Genomic DNA, 17,345 nt, shown 5'->3' on the forward strand with positions numbered 1-17,345 from the left:
AGTGTGAGTAACTAAATATTATGTATTGTTAGATTTTTGATTTCTGCATTTAAATTGTTCCCGTTCTCTAGCCAAGTACTGCACTCGGCAATATCGGAAATCACCGGCATCCTGTGGTGATAAGGCTTATACACTTCATTTGCTGCCGTCGTGAGGGTGACTAACTGGGGCGTCTCTGCTTCAAACCATATCCCAGCCATGTATAGCGGCTTGCCATCAGGGTGACTGAACAGATATTTCTGTTTCTTGGGGCCACCTTCGTTCCGCCATTCATACCAACCGGAACAGGGGACGATGCATCTGTGGGTCTGCATGGCATTTCGCCAGGTGGGCTTCTGCATGGCAGACTCTTCTTGAGCATTGATCAGTAATTTCTTCGACCAGCTGGGCTGAATCCCCCAAACCATGTCGAGTTGCTGTAAGCCATCTGGCCTTTTGACTACAGTGGATACTTTTTGTGTGGGGCGTAAGTCGGTATTTTCTTCGGCTTCAAACCGGATTCGCAACTCATCAGAAACCTGATTGTTCAGCATGTTAGCGAGAATATTCAGCCTGCCACACATGGTAAAACCTCCATTCGTCCTTTCTAATATAAAACCCGATCCGTATTGACCAAGCAGCAATCCGTGACCAAAATGATACTGTATATTTAAACAGTATATCCAGTATGAATGTTATCCCATTAATCGCGAGTGCCGGCATCACCGGCTTTGAAAGTCCGGCAGCGGAATACCACCAGCTTCCTTTGAGCTTAGATGAATTGCTGGTGGAGCACCCCAGCGCCACCTTTATTGGTCGGGCATATGGTAGGAGTATGGAAAATGTCGGTATCTTCGATGGTGATATCCTCATCGTTGACCGTCATGTCCAGGTACAGAACATGGATGTGGTGGTGGCAAATCTGAACGGTGAATTCGTTTGTAAGCTGCTGGACATGAAGCAACGGCGGTTGATTTCTGCAGCGCCGGGTTATCATCCGGTATGGATTTCATCGGTTGATCAGTTTTCTGTGGAAGGGGTGGTGGTGCGCTCGATTCGTTGTCATCGGCCCAGCAGCTTACTGATGGAGGGTTAACATGTTTGCGCTGGTGGATGCCAACTCATTCTATTGTTCTGCAGAGCAGGTGTTCCGGCCAGACTGGCGCGGTAAACCCATGGTGGTACTGAGCAACAATGACGGCTGTGTTGTCGCGGCGAACCGGCAGGCGAAGGAAGCGGGTGTAGAGAAGTTTCGTGCTTACTTCGAAATGCGTGCCCTGTGTGAAGCGCGGGGCGTGATAGCCTGTTCGTCTAACTATGAGTTGTATGGTGACTTGTCCGCCAAGATGATGGAAGTGATTGGTCGTTTCGCACCGGATCAGCATGTCTACTCTATTGATGAGTCTTTTCTGTCGTTTGAACGTTGTCACCATGCAATTCCGGATTTGCTCGAACATGCCAAGGACATACGGCGAACTGTCTGGAAAGAATGCCGATTGCCTGTATGTGTCGGTATTGGACCCACGTTGACGCTCTCAAAGGTGGCGAACCATGCAGCTAAAAAGGTTCGTGGATACCAAGGCGTGTGTGTGATTGATGAGGTAAAGCAACGAGAATCGATCCTGTCGCAAATGAAAACGTCTGATGTCTGGGGCATCGGTTCCCGGATAGCAAAACGTCTTCAGTTTATGGGCATTGATACAGCACTGCAGCTTTCCAGGATGAAACCGGGGATTGCCCGGAAAGAATTCAACGTTGAAATTGAAAGAACGATAAGAGAACTGAACGGGGAGCGGTGTAAATTCTGGGATGAAGCACGAGCTGACAAAAAGCAGATATTTTCAACACGTAGTGTCGGTGAACGAATCATAGATCCAGTGTCATTGGGGCAGGCGCTTTGTAAGCATGCTGATATTGCAGCAAGTAAACTCAGGCGGCAGGGTTCGCTGGTACAGGTCATGATGGTGTTTGCTTCTAACTCTCCCTATGACGAAAGGCCCGTCGGGTTTAAACAGGTTCACCGCTTTGCTTATCCGACAGACAATACAACACTAATCACGAAGGCCGTCTCAGGCTTAGTTGATGCGCTGTTTACTGAAGGTGTTCGCTACTACAAGCTGGGTGTTGGATTTATTGCCATGACCAGTGCCAAGCATGCCCAGGGCGATTTGTTCAATGAGTCACCGTCCAACCCAGCGCTGATGAAGGTCTTCGACAGTATCAATCAGAAATACGGTAGCCATTCTATGTTCTTGGCCGCTCAGGGCATCGAGCAAAAGTGGGCGATGAGGCGGGAGCTGCTGTCCCCTCAGTACACTACTCGCTGGGGGGATTTGCCGCGGGTGCGGTGTGGTTGAGTTAAGTAAATCATGCATGTACAGGAAGTCAACAACGAAGTAATTGAATATTGAATAAATAAATATATTTCAATGTAGTAACACCATGTTGAGTATATCTCATAAATGTTACGTCAAATATAGTAACATTTGGTTACATTAATTTAATCATCACTTATTGAATCGGTGTTTAAATGACTGTCAATTTTTTAAAAGTGATATTTTTAATGTTTACTTTTGTGGCGTTGATTTCATGTTCTTGTCGAATTGATGATTTTCATGTGTCAGAAAAAGTTAAATATCACTCAGTTAAGAAAGATTTCTTTCAAGATCCTAAGCCATTCAGTGATTTTGATAGGAGGGGATATGATGGAAAAAGGATATTAAGAAGGCTCTCTACAGGTAAATATAATAGCATGGTATCTATCATGTTCACTGGAGCTAATGTAAACAGAAAAACATTATTGGTAGAGCCAAAAGATAAAGTAGAAGATTGGTTGTATGAAACCATGTTGGAAGGGGTGAATTCAAATGCGGTTTTTTATGATAAAGATTATGCGACTTTAAACGAAAAAATTATCTTTAGCAATTCGAAGGCTTTTAGATTTACAGAAAAAAATGGATATGAGTTCATAGATTATTTGCCTGTGCTTGATACGTTGGGGTATGGGGCTGTTTTAAATGGTTCAGTTCTTGAACCTATTGTTATATATAGAGAATCTTATGGTCCGGTAAGGAAACAATTTTTAACTTTATATTCATCAAAAGTAAAAGGGTGGATGAAAGCTATAGAGTTGAAATGTAATGTTAGTCTTTTGACTACTGTTGTTAGCAGTGGTTCTAAATTGTTTTTTAAATGTGGAAATGATGGGGTTGGAGTATTTGATTCTCAAAATATGTCAACTGTATATTACAAGTTTGATGTTGGTGCAATTTATAATTTGTTTGAGAGTCCTGATAAAAATGGAGTTATTATTGCTTCATTCAAAAAGTCAGGAAAGTCATATATTTATAGTGCATATAAACTAGAGTCAGGTAGTTTAGATGAAATTAATAGTTTGAAGGGGGGGAGAGTGTATGATGTCTCAAGGATTGATGATGATGTATTTGTTTCAGTTGGTAATTCTTCGTTCATAACTGATCTTAACTTTAAAGTTAAAAGGAATATATTTACCCAAAAAACATGTTTATCACATTTATTAAATAAACTTAATGTGTATCTCTTTTGTCTAAGTGATGCATCGATGGTGGAAAAGGTTTTTAGTAACTCTGGTATTGAATTTCCACTTGAATTTAATGAGGTTTATTACTCCAGTGATGGTTTAATGAATTTGGTTGAAAAAACCAGCGAAATAGGGATTTGATATATGTTTAGGTTTGTTATTTATTTTATCTTTATTTTATTATCTCAGCAGTCATTCGCAAATGAAACATTAGGAAAATATGTGTTTCCAGCCGATGATGTTGAAGTGGTTTTGAATCTTGGTATGTTCAGTGAGGCTTTAAGTAGATTATCTAATAGTGAGTATCTTGGTTATTATGAGAATAATTCATTAGGTTGTGTTAACCCCAAGTTGAACTTAAAGGTTCATAATGCATCAATTTCTATGAATGATACTATTAATACTGTTAGTTCTATGTCAAAAGTTGAATTTAAGTCACTCATGACCTTCTCGGGATCTGTAAAAGGGTGTGTTGTCGATAATATAGTTAGATTTGCTGCTAAGTGTAATTCAAATCTACTGATCAGTAATATTAGAATGGACATTCCTTATTCTTCAAATTGCTTTTTATTAGTGTCTATTTTGGGTTTGCCTTTTTATAAAAATGAAAATTTTGAAATGAGTAAACCGATTCCAGCTATTGTTAAAATTCCAGAGAGGCATGAATTTTCATTGTCTGACACTAAGGATTTTATATCAGAATTTGGTGAGTTTGTTGACGGGCGGTGGGTTGCATCTAAATCATCTAAATCAAAAACAATTTATCTACCTTCAAATGTTTATGCCTCTGAGGCAGAGAAATTTTATGGGAAAAATGGATATATTTTAAATGCTATAAATAACGAACTTCTGGTTGGTAGGATTTCGGTGGGAAATAAATTATTCATACGTAAAACTAGTTTTAAAGAAGTAAGTGATTTATATAACACTATGCCAGGGTTCGATTCAGATAAGCTAGTTGCTCAAATTTCAATAAGAGAAGGTTTTTTTGGTAAAACCTCTGTTGAGGGAGGTAGAGGAGGTATTTTTAATGATATTTTACCAATTAGATTGAAAGGAAAGGATATTGATGTGGTTTTAAAAAGCTCTAATGTTGAATATGGATTATATGAAGGAAGTGATGTCATTAAGGTCTCATTTGATGTATTACCGACTAATAATGATGGAGTTATTAAGGGATATTCGGCGTTTTTGCTATTGTCTATGCCTGGAGTTTCGGAATCTAAAGGTAAGTTAATGATTACGTCAAAAATTTTATCAGGGAAATTACAGTGTGCTTTTGAGGGTGGTAAAGGAGATGTTTGCGTCGATTGGGTGCTGGATAAATTGTTTAGAGGGGAGGTTTTGACATTAGGGGAGATCAATACTAACAACATTAATTTTGAAATGCCAAAGTGTATTTATATTGATAAAAAAGAGATAGTAGCAAAAAGTCCATGTAAAAATGGAATTAGAAGGAAATATATTTCAAGAAAAACAACAGATAAGAATTATTATATAGAAATTGATAGAGCTGGTATTAGAACTGAGATGAATTTACATCGAGGGCTATTAATAAGTGTACCAGGTAAAATAAAAATTCTAGAGTGATTTTTTTCTCAACTATTAGGTATCCATTTGTTGTGAATAAGATGTATTATCACTTTGTATTTCTACTAAAATGCTAGCTTTGTGATACTTGCTTTTAAATTCACCAAATTTGACCGCTGTTGTTATATACAGTATTAAATGTGATGATTTTTGTTTATCAACATTTGGAAGTTAATATGGGCCTAGCAACAAACATCGAAAAGTGGGACATGTCAGCTGCGATCGGAATGGCGACTGAAGGTATCCGTTCCTCTTACAATCAGGGGGCTGGTGGTGGGGGCTTTGGTGCTGCTGACAGAGAAATTGCTTCCCGGATTGATGGGGCAAAGGTGCTGGCTGCGATTGACCGTATCGGAAAACAGGCCACCCATCTGGCTGACTGGAGTATGTTCGCTTATGCCTCACCATACTGGAATGGCCAACACAACCGAGAGCGGTTCTTTAACCATGTACTCCATGATTGGGTCATGTCCTGGGCATGCAAAGGTCTCTACATCCAGGAGAGGACATTCAACCGGGTGAAAGCAATGCTGCCTGTGATTGCTGGTGGACTGGCATTAGAGCAAGCCACCGGTGCAGAGATTTCCGAATGGACCGTTGTAGGCCAAAAGCTAAAACAGGAACTGCAGTATCAGCCGACTGCAACAAAGGCCTTACTGATTCGTGCGCTGGTGGAGCAGGACTGTCTGGATAAAGGCGAAGACTCAGAAGCGTTTCAGAAGAAAAGACAGCGCTATTACCAGAATCATTGGTCTGACTGGTCCCAACATGTTGAAACCATTCGTTCCCAGCTCATTCAATACGATCGCCTTGCTCGCAAAATGTTTAAAGTGACTATTGAAAATTAAAACGGTGCATATTATTGTGTATATATCCAGTATGGATAAGTGTACAGCATTTTGACCAACCGCCTCTCGGGGCGGTTTTTTTATGCCTGAAATTCACGGAGATGTAATGCAAGACAAAGACCCGAACCTTTGGGCGGCATTGCTGACGTGGCTGGCTCATCATTCACCAACAATATATGGCGCTGTGTTAGCCGTGTCTGTGGCTGTTGTTCGGGTGATATATGGCCGTGGTTCACGTCGGCAGGTTGTTCTCGAAGGTCTGCTGTGCGGTCTGCTGAGTTTGACGCTCACCAGTGGACTGGATTTGATTGGCCTGCCGATATCAGCAGCAAGTTTTGTTGGTGGTATGGTTGGCTTCATTGGTACGGAAAAAGTCAGGGAGTTTGCGCTTCGCTGGCTGGGAAAAAGAGCTGAACAAGCTTGATGATTCAATCACTCTAGGGGGAAACATGTATTACCTTGGCAAACGAAGCCTTGGCCGTCTCCACCGTTTACACCCTTCACTCGCTGCATGCGTCGCAATCGCCATTAGTGAATCTGATGTTGATTTCACTGTTTCGGAAACTGTCCGAACTAAAGAAAGACAGCACCAACTCTATTACGGCACACCCAAACGTACCTGGACACTGAACAGTAAGCACTTAGTTCAACAAGATGGTTTTAGCCATGCGGTTGACCTGGTTCCGCTGCAGGGTGGTCAGCCTGCCTGGGATAAATGCCCGTTAGTGAAAGATGCGATGTTTAAAGCAGCTGAACGAGTCGGTGTGAAACTATGTTGGGGCGGCGACTGGAATCAAAACGGTGATAGCCGGGATGAGCACCAGCGGGGCAGTTATGACGGACCACATTTCGAATTAATTGAGCAGTTCTCTTGAAAGTCACATAGCGGCCATCGGGCCGCTTCTTTTTTATCGGAGGGCAACACCATGAAATACATTGGCTTATCGCTGGTGGCATTACTCGCGATCCCCGGGACAGCCATGGCAAATGAAGTCGCACAAACTTCTGAGCTGTTGCAGCAGTTCCTTGGCGAGTATTGGGGCACGGTTGTTTTCGGTGGTATCTGCGTGGCGGGTTACACCTGGACCATTGTTCGGCAGTTCATCAGCCCAGATGCGATGTCGGTCTTACCGAACTGGCTCATTACTTTCCTTGAATGGGCTGCAGGGAATGCCCGCCACAGTTCGAATGGAACATTCAATGATCCACGTTCCCGGAAAGTGCTGAGGACCAAGTGATGCCAGCCTGGTTGACGGCTCTACTCACGCTTTTAAATCGTGTGGCTGGGCATTGGGAACGACATGAACGACAGCGAAAACTCACAGATAAGGAGAAACGGCTGGATGAAGTTAAAGAGCGCCCAATGGATACTCATTCTGACCGCTTCGGCCAGCCTGCTGGCAGGGTGTCAGTTGACCGGGAAGACGAGCGTCAGTTGTAAGCCCGTGGCGCCTCAGCTGGAATGGTACACAACGCCAGATGGTGGCGTGTACTATCCGAAGCAATCTTTTACCAATCTGAATCTGTATATCGAAGCGTTGAATATGTGTGTTGGTGAGTATTATATTGGCCTTTAATTTCAATAACTTACGTTGCGGGAGGTACTCCCCCGGAGCCTAAACACCACGGGGGTACATACTCGCGGGAAAACTGATTTTTTTGCACATCTAGGGAGAGCAGCAGCAGGTGGGGGTAATCCCAGTGTTTATGCGGGATCCGACCTGCTCAACCTGCACTCTGACTTCCTTTTTTAAAACAACCTCAAGGTGATGACTTGTGAGTGAGATAACTCAGATTTCTGGCGCCTTTGAGTGGTCTATTTCGAAAATCGCGGAATCCCTTGGCATGAGCCGGAACACGGTTGCCAAACGGCTTCGCGAGAATCATGTCCATCCATCCCGGAAAGAAAAGGGCAATTTCGTTTATGCCCTGAAAGATGCAATGCCTGCGATTTTTGCTGCAGATTCAGCAAAAGCGACGGGGATCAATGATCCGGATGAGATGGCCCCCGAAACACGGAAAGCCTGGTTCCAGTCCGAAAACGAGCGCGTCAAGCTGGAGCGGGAACTCGGGAACCTTCTGGATTCCAGCGATGTTGCACGTGAATTTTCTTTAATGGCAAAGGCTGTGATTCAGGTGCTCGATACCCTGCCGGATGTCCTGGAACGGGACTGCGGTCTGACACCGTCACAAGTTTCAAAAGTGCAGGGTTCCATTGATGACTTACGTGATCAGATGGCGCTCCGAGCGGGTGCAATTGAAGACGAAGAGGATGCCGCTTAATGCTTGCCAGTGCCGCTGACATTCGTCGTGATGTCTCTCATTTATTCAAAGCGCCGAACCGGATGCCCGTTGCTGATGCAGTCGCAAAGTATATGCGAGTGCCGATTGGCGGGGGGAACTCAGTGCAATGGGACCCGCAAACCACGCCCTATGTGATTGAGCCAATGAACTGCCTCACCAGCCGCGAATACGATGCAGTCATTTTTGTCGGACCGGCCCGAACCGGGAAAACGATCGGACTGGTGGATGGTTGGGTGGCTTACAACGTGGTTTGTGACCCTTCCGACATGTTGGTGGTTCAGCTGACGGAAGAAAAAGCGCGGGAATATTCCCGGAAGCGACTGGAGCGGATGTTTCGTGTTTCCCCTGAAGTGGCCAAGCGTCTGAGCCCTCGCTCAAACGATAACAACGTTCATGACAAGGTGTTCCGGGCTGGAAACTATCTGAAGATTGGATGGCCATCAGTCAACATCATGTCTTCGTCTGATTACCGGTTTGTGGCCATCACGGACTATGACCGCTGGGAAGACAGCATTGATGGCGAAGGGGACGGGTTCTCTCTGGGCTCCAAGCGGACCACCACTTTTATGTCCTCTGGTATGACGCTGGCTGAGTCCTCGCCTGGTAAGGATGTCAAAGATCTGAAATGGCGACAGGCATCTGAACATGAAGCCCCGCCTTGCACCGGCATTCTTTCCTTGTACAACCGGGGGGATCGGCGCAAATGGTACTGGCTTTGTCCGCACTGTCAGGATGCTTTCCGCCCGGAGCTGGACAATATGACCGGCTATCAAGGCATTGAAGATCCGGTGCTGGCCAGTGAATCGGCGAGGGTTCAGTGTCCTCATTGTCAGGGCCTGATAGAGCCGGATCAAAAGCGGGAGTTGAATGGGAAAGGGATATGGTTGCGTGATGGCCAGACCTGGAACAAGGCAACCCAATCTGTTGAAGGACAGGGCAGGCGCTCCCGTATCGCATCCTTTTGGATGGAAGGTCCCGCAGCGGGTTACCAGAGCTGGCAGCAGTTGGTTTATAAGCTGCTGACCGCTGAACAGGAATATGACCGGACCGGCAGTGAAGAAACCCTGCGAACGGTCGTCAATACCGACTGGGGAAGACCTTACTTACCGAAAGCAGCCTTAGAGCAACGCCAGAGTGAAGAGCTGATGGCTCGGGCTGAAAAGTGGGAAAAGAAAACGGTGCCTGAAGGTGTTCGATTCATCGTTGCAGCAGTGGATGTTCAGGGGGGCAAGAACAGGCGTTTTGTCTGCCAGTTCATTGGCTACGGCGAAAACGGGGAACGTTGGGTCATTGACCGTTGGAATATCCGACACAGCAAGCGCTGTGATGAGGACGGGGTTGCCGAACCGGTTGATCCCGGTGGTTATCCGGAAGACTGGAAGTTGCTGGCAGAAGAGGTTCTGTTCAAAACATATCAGCTCGATGATGGCAGTGGCCGGGAAATGCAAGTCATGGCCATGGCCGTTGACCACGGGGGCGAAGATGGCGTTTCCGATAACGCGTACGCCTTTTGGCGGTGGTGCCGCAGGAACCGGATCCACCGCAAAGTTTATCTGTTCAAAGGGGACTCTACCCGGCGCCAGAAAGTGATCACGAAATCTTACCCGGACAACACGGGCCGGGGCGATCGTCATGCGCAGGCAAGGGGTGATGTTCCGCTCTACTTACTTCAAACCGATCAATTAAAAGACCGAATTACGAATGCATTACGAAGGACCACTCCTGGCCCCGGGTATGTGCATTTTCCCCGCTGGTTGGGGGAATGGTTTTTCGATGAACTCACCTATGAAGAACGTGGTGCCGATGGCAAATGGCGCAAACCCGGCAAGGGAGCAAACGAAGCGTTTGACCTGCTGTGTTACTGCGATGCAATCACGATTCTGAACGGCTATGACAAAATGAACTGGGATGAGCCCAAGCCCTGGGCCACAGAGTGGGCAGTTAATCCCCATGTGTTCTCAGCAGAAAATATTCCTGAATTTATTGAAGATAATTTCCCCGACGAGACACCGGTGTTACGCAAACCACAGGCACCTCAGGAGCCAGTGGTTACTGCATCAAACTGGCTCGATGGCGGAAGTCCCGGAGGCAGTGGCGGATGGCTATAAACCGAGCGCTTTGTGAAAAGATGATTGAAGCCTGTATTCAGGCGGAGCTGGACGTTTTAGACGGAAAATCAACAACCTTTGAAGGCAGAACGCTGACCCTTGAGAACCTGAGTGATATCCGAAAAGCCCGCCAGGAGTGGGAAACCAAGCTGGCTGTTTTTCAACGGGGTAAGCGACCGCAATACGCGCTGGCGAGGTTTACATGAATCTGATTGATAAAGCCCTGGCGCCCCTTTTTCCGAGCTGGGCAGCCAGCCGGGTGAAAGCCCGGGCGCAAATCATGGCGTATGAGGCGGCGACACCGTCAAGGCTACATAAAGCGAAACGGGAAAGCCGCAGCGCTGATAATGCGTTGGGGATGGCCGGTCAAAGTCTCAGAGAGCAGTCCCGCTGGTTGGATGAAAACCATGACTTGGTGATCGGGCTGCTCGATAAGCTGGAAGATCGGGTGATTGGGGCGGATGGCATTATGGTTGAGCCTCAACCTTTGAACACCGATGGAACCGTTAATAATGAACTGGCGGATGCCCTCAGGCGCCGATGGGCTGCCTGGTCTTTACGTCCCGAAGTGACGGGCGTCTTTGCGCGACCGGAACTTGAGCGATTAGTACTGCGGACTGCTTTACGGGATGGGGAATGCTTTGGCCAGCTGGTAGTGGGAAAGGCTGCAGGTTTGGTTCATCCGAATCCTAACGGCACAGCTTTTTCAATTGAAGCATTAGAGCCAGACTTTGTGCCTTACAACCTCAGTGAAGTGAGTCAAGGCATTCGCCATGGTATCCGGCTCAATGGCTGGGGCCAGCCCATTGAGTACCTGAAGCTATACGACCATCCAGGGAATGCTACAGGGATCCGCTTTAAGACCAAAGCCGTGCCAGCGGACCGGATGTTACATCTTGCCTTCCGGCGTCGGCTTCACCAGGTGCGGGGCGTTTCCATTCTTCATGGGGTGATCACCCGTCTTTCTGACATCAAAGACTATGAGGAAGCTGAAAGGGTCGCTGCTCGGATAGCTGCAGCATTGGGGTTCTACATCAAAAAAGGGGATGGTGCCCTGTTTGATAGTGATTCATCCACTGCTCAGACCCCTCGGAAAATCGACATTGCCCCCGGCATGATTTTCGATGACCTCAAGCCCGGGGAAGATTTGGGCATGGTCGAATCAAACCGCCCGAATGTTCATTTATCAGAGTTTCGTAATGGCCAGATTCGTATGGTCGCCGCCGGCACTCGCTCTGGTTATTCCAGCGTTGCCCGAGACTATAACGGTACTTTTTCTTCTCAGCGGCAGGAGCTGGTGGAGAGCTGGGATGGGGTGACCGTCCTGCAGCAGTGGTTTATTGCGCATTGGGCCCGTCCTGTTTATCGGCAGTGGCTGCAAATGGAGCTGCTGAACGGTCTGGATATTCCAGACGAAGTGGACCGCAGCACGTTGTTCGATGCGGTTTACCTCGGGCCGGTGATGCCCTGGATCGATCCGGTCAAAGAGGTTGATGCCTGGAAGGAACGCGTGATGGGTGGCGGTGCCAGCCATGCACAGTGGATACGTGCCGGTGGCAAGAACCCACATGAAGTGTTCCGGCAAATCAAAGCCGAGCGTGACTACTTCGAAAAACAAGGTTTGAAATTTGATACCACAACAGGAGAGCCCCGTGAGAAAAAAGCGACCGGCGCTGATGGTGCCGAGGGCAATGGCCAGCGCGGCGACAGCACAGCCAGTGATGAATAGTTGGTTTGAAATCAAGGCCAGTGGGAACCAAGCCGCAGACATCTGGATTTACGATGAAATTGGAGGCTGGGGGATCACCGCAAGGCAATTTGCCAATGATCTGAAAGCCTTGGGCGATATCCGAAACATCTCGCTCCATATTCATTCACCAGGCGGTGACGTGTTTGAAGGCATGGCAATTTATAACCTGCTGGACCAACACCCGGCACAAATCACCGTCAAGATAGATGGTCTGGCGGCATCCATGGCATCAGTGATCGCCATGGTGGGGGATGAAGTGCAGATCCCTGAAAACGCGATGTTAATGATTCATAAACCCTGGGGCATTCAGGGCGGGGATGCCAATGACATGCGCCGTTACGCTGAACTGCTGGACAAAGTTGAAAGCACACTCATTTCTGCCTACACCAAGAAAACGGGCAAAACCTCTGAAGAGATTGCAGCTCTGCTCCATGAAGAAACCTGGCTCAGCGGCGCTGAGGCGGTGGATTCTGGTTTTGCCGATTCCCTGGTTTCTCCCTTACATGCCGCAGCATGTTTTAACTCTAATCGTATGAAGGATTTTGAAAAAATGCCTGACACCCTGAAAAACCTGATGAATCCACGTAGCCAGGCACCGCAAGTTCCTGTGAGTCAGCCTGAGCCAACGCAGACGCCTGCACCAGAAAATAACAGTCACGACTTCCTTGCCAATATTCAGGCGCGGAACACGAGTATCCGAAACCTGTTTGCCAGTTTCGGGAACAAGCACATGGAACTGATGAATGACTGTCTGGCTGACGTCTCGTTGTCCGAAGAGCAGGTCAAAGACAAGCTGCTGGAAGCGTTAGGGAAGGGCACAGAGCCGACAAACACAGTCAGTGCTTCCCCTCATATTTTTGCCGGAAACGGCAATGCAGTGGGGGATGCGATGCGGGCGGCACTGATGATGCGCGCAGGCCATCAAGCCGATGGTACAGCGCCGTCTGATGCCCGTGACAACCCGTATACGCACATGACCCTTCGGGAGCTGGCCAGAATGTCTTTGACTGAGCGCGGTATTGGGGTGGCCAGCTATAACCCGATGCAAATGGTCGGTATGGCCTTCACCCATGGCACCAGTGACTTTGGCCAGATCCTTTTGGATGTCGCACACAAATCACTGCTTCAGGGTTGGGAAAGTGCAGAGGAAACGTTCGAGCGCTGGACGATGAAAGGCACGCTGACGGATTTCAAGATTGCCCATCGGGTAGGGCTGGAGGCGTTCCCGAATCTTCGCAAAGTGCGCCCTGGGGCTGAGTACAAGTTCGCTACGGTAGGAGAGCGTGGTGAGAAAATTGCTCTGGCGACCTATGGGGAGATGTTCAGCATTGATCGCCAGACCATTATCAATGATGACCTCCAGGCACTGACTGAGCTGCCTATGTTGATGGGGGAAGCTGCGAAGGCGACCGTTGGCGATCTTGTCTACGGCATTTTGCTGGATGGCTATCAAATGAATGATGGGAAGCAGTTGTTTGATGCAGAGCACAAGAACTACATCAGTAAAGCCACCGCGATGGACATTGCCGGATTGGATCAAGGCCGCCAGATGATGCGCAGTCAGAAAAGTGGTGAGCGTCACCTTAATATTCGTCCGGGTTATGTTCTGGTACCCACAGCACTGGAGACAACTGCCAATCAGGTGATCAAGTCTGCCAGTGTGAAAGGGGCAGACGTGAATGCCGGTGTGGTCAACCCGCTGCAAAACTTCGCGGAAGTGATTGCGGAGCCACGTTTGGATGATGCTGCAACCCTGGATTGGTATCTGACCGCGGCCCGGGGCCGTGACACGATTGAAGTGGCTTATTTGAATGGCGTGGAAACCCCGTTTATCGAGCAACAGCAGGGATTTAATGTCGATGGTGTGGTCACCAAAGTACGTATCGATGCCGGTGTGGCCCCTCGGGATTATCGAGGCATGGTCAAAGCCAAAGGCGTGGCAAAAAGCTAACACACCGACCGGGTAATCCCGGTTTTTTTATGTCCGGATTTTGAGAGAGAAATACATGGCGAAGAATTTTGTAGAAATGGGCCACTCCATTGAATTTACGGCAACGGTGGATACTGCAGCGGGAAGCCCAGTTGCGGTGGGTGACATGGTTGCCGTAGCACATACGGATGTGGTTGCGGGTGATATCGGGGTGGGCCATACCGTCGGTGTCTATGAATTGGGTAAGGCTTCTGCCGTTGAGATCCTGCGAGGTGCATCCGTATACCTGAAAGACGGTGCAATCAGTGATGATAACACTGGCGTCTATGCGGGGAAGGCATGGCTTGAAGCGCCAGCAGGACAAAGCTTTGTCTGGGTTGGTATCAATTTCGGGAGCAAATGATGGGGCGTTGGGCGTCAAAACTGGAGCGGGCCAATGCCCGCTTTTTAAAACGGTTCGGCACTCAGGTCTCAATCCACCTCAACGAGAGTGTCAGAGAAATTGAAGGGATTTTTAACAACCCTGCAAGTTTGAGCCAGATTGCTGGTGGGGGTTATGTCGCTGACAGTGAGCCTGAATTGTATGTGTTGCAAACGGATGCCGACGGAATATCGCAACGTGACACTCTCACCGTTGCGGGCCTGACATGGATTGTGACCAAGCCACCGGAACCCGATGGAACGGGTATGACAAAGCTGATTTTAGGGCGTCATGATGAACAACAATCCCCAACAACTTCTATTCAATATTGACCTGGATGAGCTGGCAGCGATTCAGCAGATAGTCGGTGCCACTGAAAGTCAGGTCAAGGCCGCATATAACCGGGCATTGAGTCGCACGGCACGGACGGTGCGCTCACTTGCGAACAAAAAAATCAGAGATGACCTGCAGGTGAAAAGCCTCAAGGCCATCAGAAAGAGGTTCCAGCAATTTCGGCTGAGAAGCCCCAGCAAACAGAAAAAGTTGGACGAATTGCGTTTGTGGTTCGGCCTCAATGAGATGCCCGTGGGTTATCTCAGAGGACGGATCAAACGGAAAGGAACAAGGCGAAATCCCCTGGGGGCCGTTTTTACGCCCAAAGGCAAAATGCAGGCCCAGCACTATGAGCAGGGCTTTATTGCCAACCGGTACAACCGGCGCTCTATTTTTACCCGGAAGGGAGAAAGCCGGTATCCAATTCAGGAAGCCCGGGTGCCTGTTTCTGATTCGCTTCACACCACGATTGAAGATGAAATTTTTGACCAGCTGCCGGATATCTTCCTGCGGCATTTTGAAACGGATCTGAAAGGCCGGGTGGCAATGGGGCGGAACAGGAGGAACTGGCGTGAGTGATGGGATTCATCTCAATGATTATCACCAGGCGGTGAAGACGTGGCTGAGCGAAAATCTGTCATGGCTGAAGACCATAGAGCACTATCCGGAAACCCAGACGGCGCTGAAAACGCCCTGTGTGTTTTTTGGTGTGATGGACTGGGAGCGTTCTGACAACCAGCCCATGAACGGCCAGCTGGCCGTGACACTCAACTGTGAAATCCTCGCCGTTCTCGGGATGGCTGATGCGCAGTATCAGCTGGAAGTCCGAAATGCGGCTATGGCCATAGGTCTGGCCATCGAGCAAAGCCGGTTCGGGTTGCCTGTCGATCCGGCGGTTTTTGTGTCCGCTGAACCGGATGGATTTAATCCGGAGCTGGATGAGTATGCGGTCTGGTCGATCCGCTTTAACCAGGATGTTGAAATCGGTCAGGATGTCTATCAGCCGGAGGGCCTGACACCGCACACCGTGCATGTGGGATATTCACCGGATATCGGCCCGGCCAATACTGATAAATATGAGCAGGTGGTGGGCGATGAGTGATATGGCGTACATCGTCAGAGATCTGCAGCGGCGGTTGGCCAATATGATCAAGCGGGGGCGGGTACACAGTGTGGATTTCACGATGTCACCGCCTCGGGTGCGGGTCGAGTACGACAGGCAAGCGGTGACTGGCTGGCTGCCTTGGATGGGTGGGCGGGCATCGAGTTCTAAAACCCAATGGGAACCGCTGGATATCGGGGAGCAGGTCATCATCCTGTCTGAAAGTGGTGACCTGTCAGCCGGTGTCGTCATGCCGTCAATACCAGATGCGCAAAGCCCGGTGCCCAGCACCTCGCCGGATGAGCATGTCAGCCGTTATGAAGACGGCACCACACTGACATATAACCGCAAAGAGCACACCCTGACCGTTGATGTTCATGGTGATATGAGATTTTATGCTAAGGGCAATGTCACGGGTCATATCGAAGGTAATGCTGATTTTCATACAGAAGGAAATGTTACAGCTCAGATTGATGGCACAGCAGACGTGACAGTGGCCAAAGCAACGACGGTGAAAACTGATGCCACATTGAGTGTGGAAGCCTTACAAGATCTCACCATTAAAACTGGCGCTAATTTGATGCTGGATTCGTCAGGGAATGTCGAAATTAAGGCAGTCGGTAATGTGAAAGTCACTGGCTCTCGGGTGGATCTGAACTGATGAGTTGGAATCCTATTGAACCGGGGCTGTTTCAACTGCCTGACACAGCGGTAAACCTTGATTACCTGATATACCATCAGGTTGAAGAAGGCGAAACGGTTCTGAGCTATACCTGGTCGATTTCACCAGCAGACCCAAACCCTTTTACCATCTCTGTTGATGGGGGTGGTGTTCGACTTCAGGCTGCAAGTTTATCAGGGTTGTTTAAGCCGAATTTCCTTGATTATCGGGATGGTGATCAGGTGTTGAGAGCTTCCGACTGGTCAGAAATTCCGCCCTGTAAAGACTTGGTGGAGTTTAAACCAAGCAGCGTTAGTCAATTAGATTACACCATCACGGTGACGGTCATGGTGAAAGCAACAGATCCTTTCACCAGTCAGAGCGTGGAAGCTAAGTACACCAATAGCTGGACAATGGTCATTTTGCACGATTACAGCTCTGGTAAGCAGAAATTATTGGAGTACATGAGATGCCAGCTGTAACCAGACAAGGTGACGGAGGAACAGGCCACGGCGCGTTCCCTCCAAGAACAAGTACCGCAGGCAGTGGTAATGTGTTTTGTAATGGCGTTCCTGTTCACCGCCAAGGTGATGCCTGGGGAGTGCATTGCGATCCTTCTCTGTCTTGTCATGCAGGTGAACTGTCCGGTGGTTCATCCACTGTTTTCGTTAATGGAAAGCCTTTAGGGCGTGTCGGTGATGCTGTGGATTGTGGATCAGTGGTAGCGGCGGGTTCATCAAACGTATTTGCAGGAGGGTAA

22 protein-coding genes are annotated in these 17,345 nt (G+C 48.3%); 21 read left to right on the plus strand and 1 reads right to left on the minus strand.

Annotated elements, in window-relative coordinates; translation table 11 throughout:
- Positions 1–11 precede the first annotated feature (11 nt).
- Positions 12–623 (minus strand): SOS response-associated peptidase, encoded by a 612-nt coding sequence (locus tag EA58_RS03545; RefSeq protein WP_152547926.1) that lies wholly within the window; start codon positions 621–623, stop codon positions 12–14.
- 44 nt (positions 624–667) lie between these two features.
- On the opposite strand from EA58_RS03545, the gene EA58_RS03550 reads away from it, so the two are divergent.
- The 21 genes from EA58_RS03550 (at position 668) to EA58_RS03650 (ending at position 17,345) form a co-directional block, all read left to right on the plus strand.
- The gene (locus tag EA58_RS03550) at positions 668–1,075 is read left to right on the plus strand and encodes a LexA family protein (protein WP_036748980.1); all 408 of its coding nucleotides are present in this window, start codon (positions 668–670) and stop codon (positions 1,073–1,075) included.
- Position 1,076: 1 nt separating this feature from the next.
- Positions 1,077–2,336: a Y-family DNA polymerase gene (locus EA58_RS03555; protein WP_036748982.1), complete on the plus strand. Its 1,260-nt coding sequence runs from the start codon at positions 1,077–1,079 to the stop codon at positions 2,334–2,336.
- A gap of 173 nt (positions 2,337–2,509) precedes the next feature.
- Positions 2,510–3,679, plus strand: coding sequence for a hypothetical protein (locus tag EA58_RS03560; protein WP_036748983.1), 1,170 nt, complete (start codon positions 2,510–2,512; stop codon positions 3,677–3,679).
- A gap of 3 nt (positions 3,680–3,682) precedes the next feature.
- The gene (locus EA58_RS03565; protein ID WP_036748984.1) at positions 3,683–5,128 is read left to right on the plus strand and encodes a hypothetical protein; all 1,446 of its coding nucleotides are present in this window, start codon (positions 3,683–3,685) and stop codon (positions 5,126–5,128) included.
- 176 nt (positions 5,129–5,304) lie between these two features.
- The gene (locus EA58_RS03570; protein WP_036748989.1) at positions 5,305–5,976 is read left to right on the plus strand and encodes a hypothetical protein; all 672 of its coding nucleotides are present in this window, start codon (positions 5,305–5,307) and stop codon (positions 5,974–5,976) included.
- A 106-nt stretch (positions 5,977–6,082) separates the two neighbouring features.
- Positions 6,083–6,400, plus strand: coding sequence for a phage holin, lambda family (locus EA58_RS03575; RefSeq protein WP_152547927.1), 318 nt, complete (start codon positions 6,083–6,085; stop codon positions 6,398–6,400).
- Positions 6,401–6,425: 25 nt separating this feature from the next.
- Entirely contained in the window at positions 6,426–6,851 is a 426-nt protein-coding gene (locus tag EA58_RS03580) for a M15 family metallopeptidase (protein WP_036748994.1), read from the plus strand.
- Positions 6,852–6,902: 51 nt separating this feature from the next.
- On the plus strand, positions 6,903–7,214 hold the full coding sequence (locus EA58_RS03585) for a hypothetical protein (protein ID WP_036748997.1): 312 nt from the start codon (positions 6,903–6,905) through the stop codon (positions 7,212–7,214).
- A gap of 105 nt (positions 7,215–7,319) precedes the next feature.
- Positions 7,320–7,553, plus strand: coding sequence for a C2 domain-containing protein (locus EA58_RS03590; RefSeq protein WP_036748999.1), 234 nt, complete (start codon positions 7,320–7,322; stop codon positions 7,551–7,553).
- 199 nt (positions 7,554–7,752) lie between these two features.
- Complete coding sequence (locus EA58_RS03595) at positions 7,753–8,259, plus strand: DUF1441 family protein (RefSeq protein WP_051641880.1); 507 nt, start codon at positions 7,753–7,755, stop codon at positions 8,257–8,259.
- Complete coding sequence (locus EA58_RS03600) at positions 8,259–10,388, plus strand: phage terminase large subunit family protein (protein ID WP_036749001.1); 2,130 nt, start codon at positions 8,259–8,261, stop codon at positions 10,386–10,388. Before EA58_RS03595 ends, EA58_RS03600 begins: the two co-directional genes overlap by 1 nt.
- Positions 10,379–10,594 carry a hypothetical protein gene (locus tag EA58_RS03605; protein WP_152547928.1) on the plus strand — a complete coding sequence of 72 codons (216 nt, stop codon included), beginning with the start codon at positions 10,379–10,381 and terminating at the stop codon, positions 10,592–10,594. The genes EA58_RS03600 and EA58_RS03605 overlap by 10 nt, the downstream gene beginning before the upstream one ends.
- Positions 10,591–12,117, plus strand: a complete 1,527-nt coding sequence (locus EA58_RS03610) for a phage portal protein (protein ID WP_051641881.1) — start codon at positions 10,591–10,593, stop codon at positions 12,115–12,117. Before EA58_RS03605 ends, EA58_RS03610 begins: the two co-directional genes overlap by 4 nt.
- Positions 12,041–14,089 (plus strand): ClpP-like prohead protease/major capsid protein fusion protein, encoded by a 2,049-nt coding sequence (locus EA58_RS03615; RefSeq protein WP_235199549.1) that lies wholly within the window; start codon positions 12,041–12,043, stop codon positions 14,087–14,089. Before EA58_RS03610 ends, EA58_RS03615 begins: the two co-directional genes overlap by 77 nt.
- Before the next feature lie 55 nt (positions 14,090–14,144).
- Complete coding sequence (locus tag EA58_RS03620) at positions 14,145–14,471, plus strand: DUF2190 family protein (protein ID WP_036749007.1); 327 nt, start codon at positions 14,145–14,147, stop codon at positions 14,469–14,471.
- Positions 14,468–14,821 carry a head-tail joining protein gene (locus EA58_RS03625; protein WP_081819542.1) on the plus strand — a complete coding sequence of 118 codons (354 nt, stop codon included), beginning with the start codon at positions 14,468–14,470 and terminating at the stop codon, positions 14,819–14,821. Before EA58_RS03620 ends, EA58_RS03625 begins: the two co-directional genes overlap by 4 nt.
- Positions 14,784–15,401, plus strand: a complete 618-nt coding sequence (locus EA58_RS03630; RefSeq protein WP_036749009.1) for a phage tail protein — start codon at positions 14,784–14,786, stop codon at positions 15,399–15,401. The genes EA58_RS03625 and EA58_RS03630 overlap by 38 nt, the downstream gene beginning before the upstream one ends.
- A complete protein-coding gene (locus EA58_RS03635; protein WP_036749010.1) occupies positions 15,394–15,924 on the plus strand; it encodes a hypothetical protein in 531 nt (176 codons plus the stop codon). Before EA58_RS03630 ends, EA58_RS03635 begins: the two co-directional genes overlap by 8 nt.
- Positions 15,917–16,585: a phage baseplate assembly protein V gene (locus tag EA58_RS03640; RefSeq protein WP_036749012.1), complete on the plus strand. Its 669-nt coding sequence runs from the start codon at positions 15,917–15,919 to the stop codon at positions 16,583–16,585. The genes EA58_RS03635 and EA58_RS03640 overlap by 8 nt, the downstream gene beginning before the upstream one ends.
- On the plus strand, positions 16,585–17,067 hold the full coding sequence (locus EA58_RS03645) for a hypothetical protein (RefSeq protein WP_036749013.1): 483 nt from the start codon (positions 16,585–16,587) through the stop codon (positions 17,065–17,067). The genes EA58_RS03640 and EA58_RS03645 overlap by 1 nt, the downstream gene beginning before the upstream one ends.
- Positions 17,055–17,345, plus strand: coding sequence for a PAAR domain-containing protein (locus tag EA58_RS03650; RefSeq protein WP_036749015.1), 291 nt, complete (start codon positions 17,055–17,057; stop codon positions 17,343–17,345). Before EA58_RS03645 ends, EA58_RS03650 begins: the two co-directional genes overlap by 13 nt.

This window comes from Photobacterium galatheae, assembly GCF_000695255.1.
Classification (GTDB): Bacteria; Pseudomonadota; Gammaproteobacteria; order Enterobacterales; family Vibrionaceae; genus Photobacterium; species Photobacterium galatheae.

Excerpts from the sequence above, each read along its gene's own strand:
- EA58_RS03570 (WP_036748989.1), top strand. The coding sequence starts at position 5,305 with ATGGGCCTAGCAACAAACATCGAAAAGTGGGACATGTCAGCTGCGATC.
- EA58_RS03580 (WP_036748994.1), top strand. The coding sequence starts at position 6,426 with ATGTATTACCTTGGCAAACGAAGCCTTGGCCGTCTCCACCGTTTACAC.
- EA58_RS03610 (WP_051641881.1), top strand. The coding sequence starts at position 10,591 with ATGAATCTGATTGATAAAGCCCTGGCGCCCCTTTTTCCGAGCTGGGCA.
- EA58_RS03565 (WP_036748984.1), top strand. The coding sequence starts at position 3,683 with ATGTTTAGGTTTGTTATTTATTTTATCTTTATTTTATTATCTCAGCAG.
- EA58_RS03640 (WP_036749012.1), top strand. The coding sequence starts at position 15,917 with ATGAGTGATATGGCGTACATCGTCAGAGATCTGCAGCGGCGGTTGGCC.
- EA58_RS03605 (WP_152547928.1), top strand. The coding sequence starts at position 10,379 with ATGGCTATAAACCGAGCGCTTTGTGAAAAGATGATTGAAGCCTGTATT.
- EA58_RS03590 (WP_036748999.1), top strand. The coding sequence starts at position 7,320 with ATGAAGTTAAAGAGCGCCCAATGGATACTCATTCTGACCGCTTCGGCC.
- EA58_RS03600 (WP_036749001.1), top strand. The coding sequence starts at position 8,259 with ATGCTTGCCAGTGCCGCTGACATTCGTCGTGATGTCTCTCATTTATTC.
- EA58_RS03560 (WP_036748983.1), top strand. The coding sequence starts at position 2,510 with ATGACTGTCAATTTTTTAAAAGTGATATTTTTAATGTTTACTTTTGTG.
- EA58_RS03575 (WP_152547927.1), top strand. The coding sequence starts at position 6,083 with ATGCAAGACAAAGACCCGAACCTTTGGGCGGCATTGCTGACGTGGCTG.
- EA58_RS03630 (WP_036749009.1), top strand. The coding sequence starts at position 14,784 with ATGAACAACAATCCCCAACAACTTCTATTCAATATTGACCTGGATGAG.
- EA58_RS03585 (WP_036748997.1), top strand. The coding sequence starts at position 6,903 with ATGAAATACATTGGCTTATCGCTGGTGGCATTACTCGCGATCCCCGGG.
- EA58_RS03555 (WP_036748982.1), top strand. The coding sequence starts at position 1,077 with ATGTTTGCGCTGGTGGATGCCAACTCATTCTATTGTTCTGCAGAGCAG.
- EA58_RS03650 (WP_036749015.1), top strand. The coding sequence starts at position 17,055 with ATGCCAGCTGTAACCAGACAAGGTGACGGAGGAACAGGCCACGGCGCG.
- EA58_RS03625 (WP_081819542.1), top strand. The coding sequence starts at position 14,468 with ATGATGGGGCGTTGGGCGTCAAAACTGGAGCGGGCCAATGCCCGCTTT.
- EA58_RS03550 (WP_036748980.1), top strand. The coding sequence starts at position 668 with ATGAATGTTATCCCATTAATCGCGAGTGCCGGCATCACCGGCTTTGAA.
- EA58_RS03620 (WP_036749007.1), top strand. The coding sequence starts at position 14,145 with ATGGCGAAGAATTTTGTAGAAATGGGCCACTCCATTGAATTTACGGCA.
- EA58_RS03645 (WP_036749013.1), top strand. The coding sequence starts at position 16,585 with ATGAGTTGGAATCCTATTGAACCGGGGCTGTTTCAACTGCCTGACACA.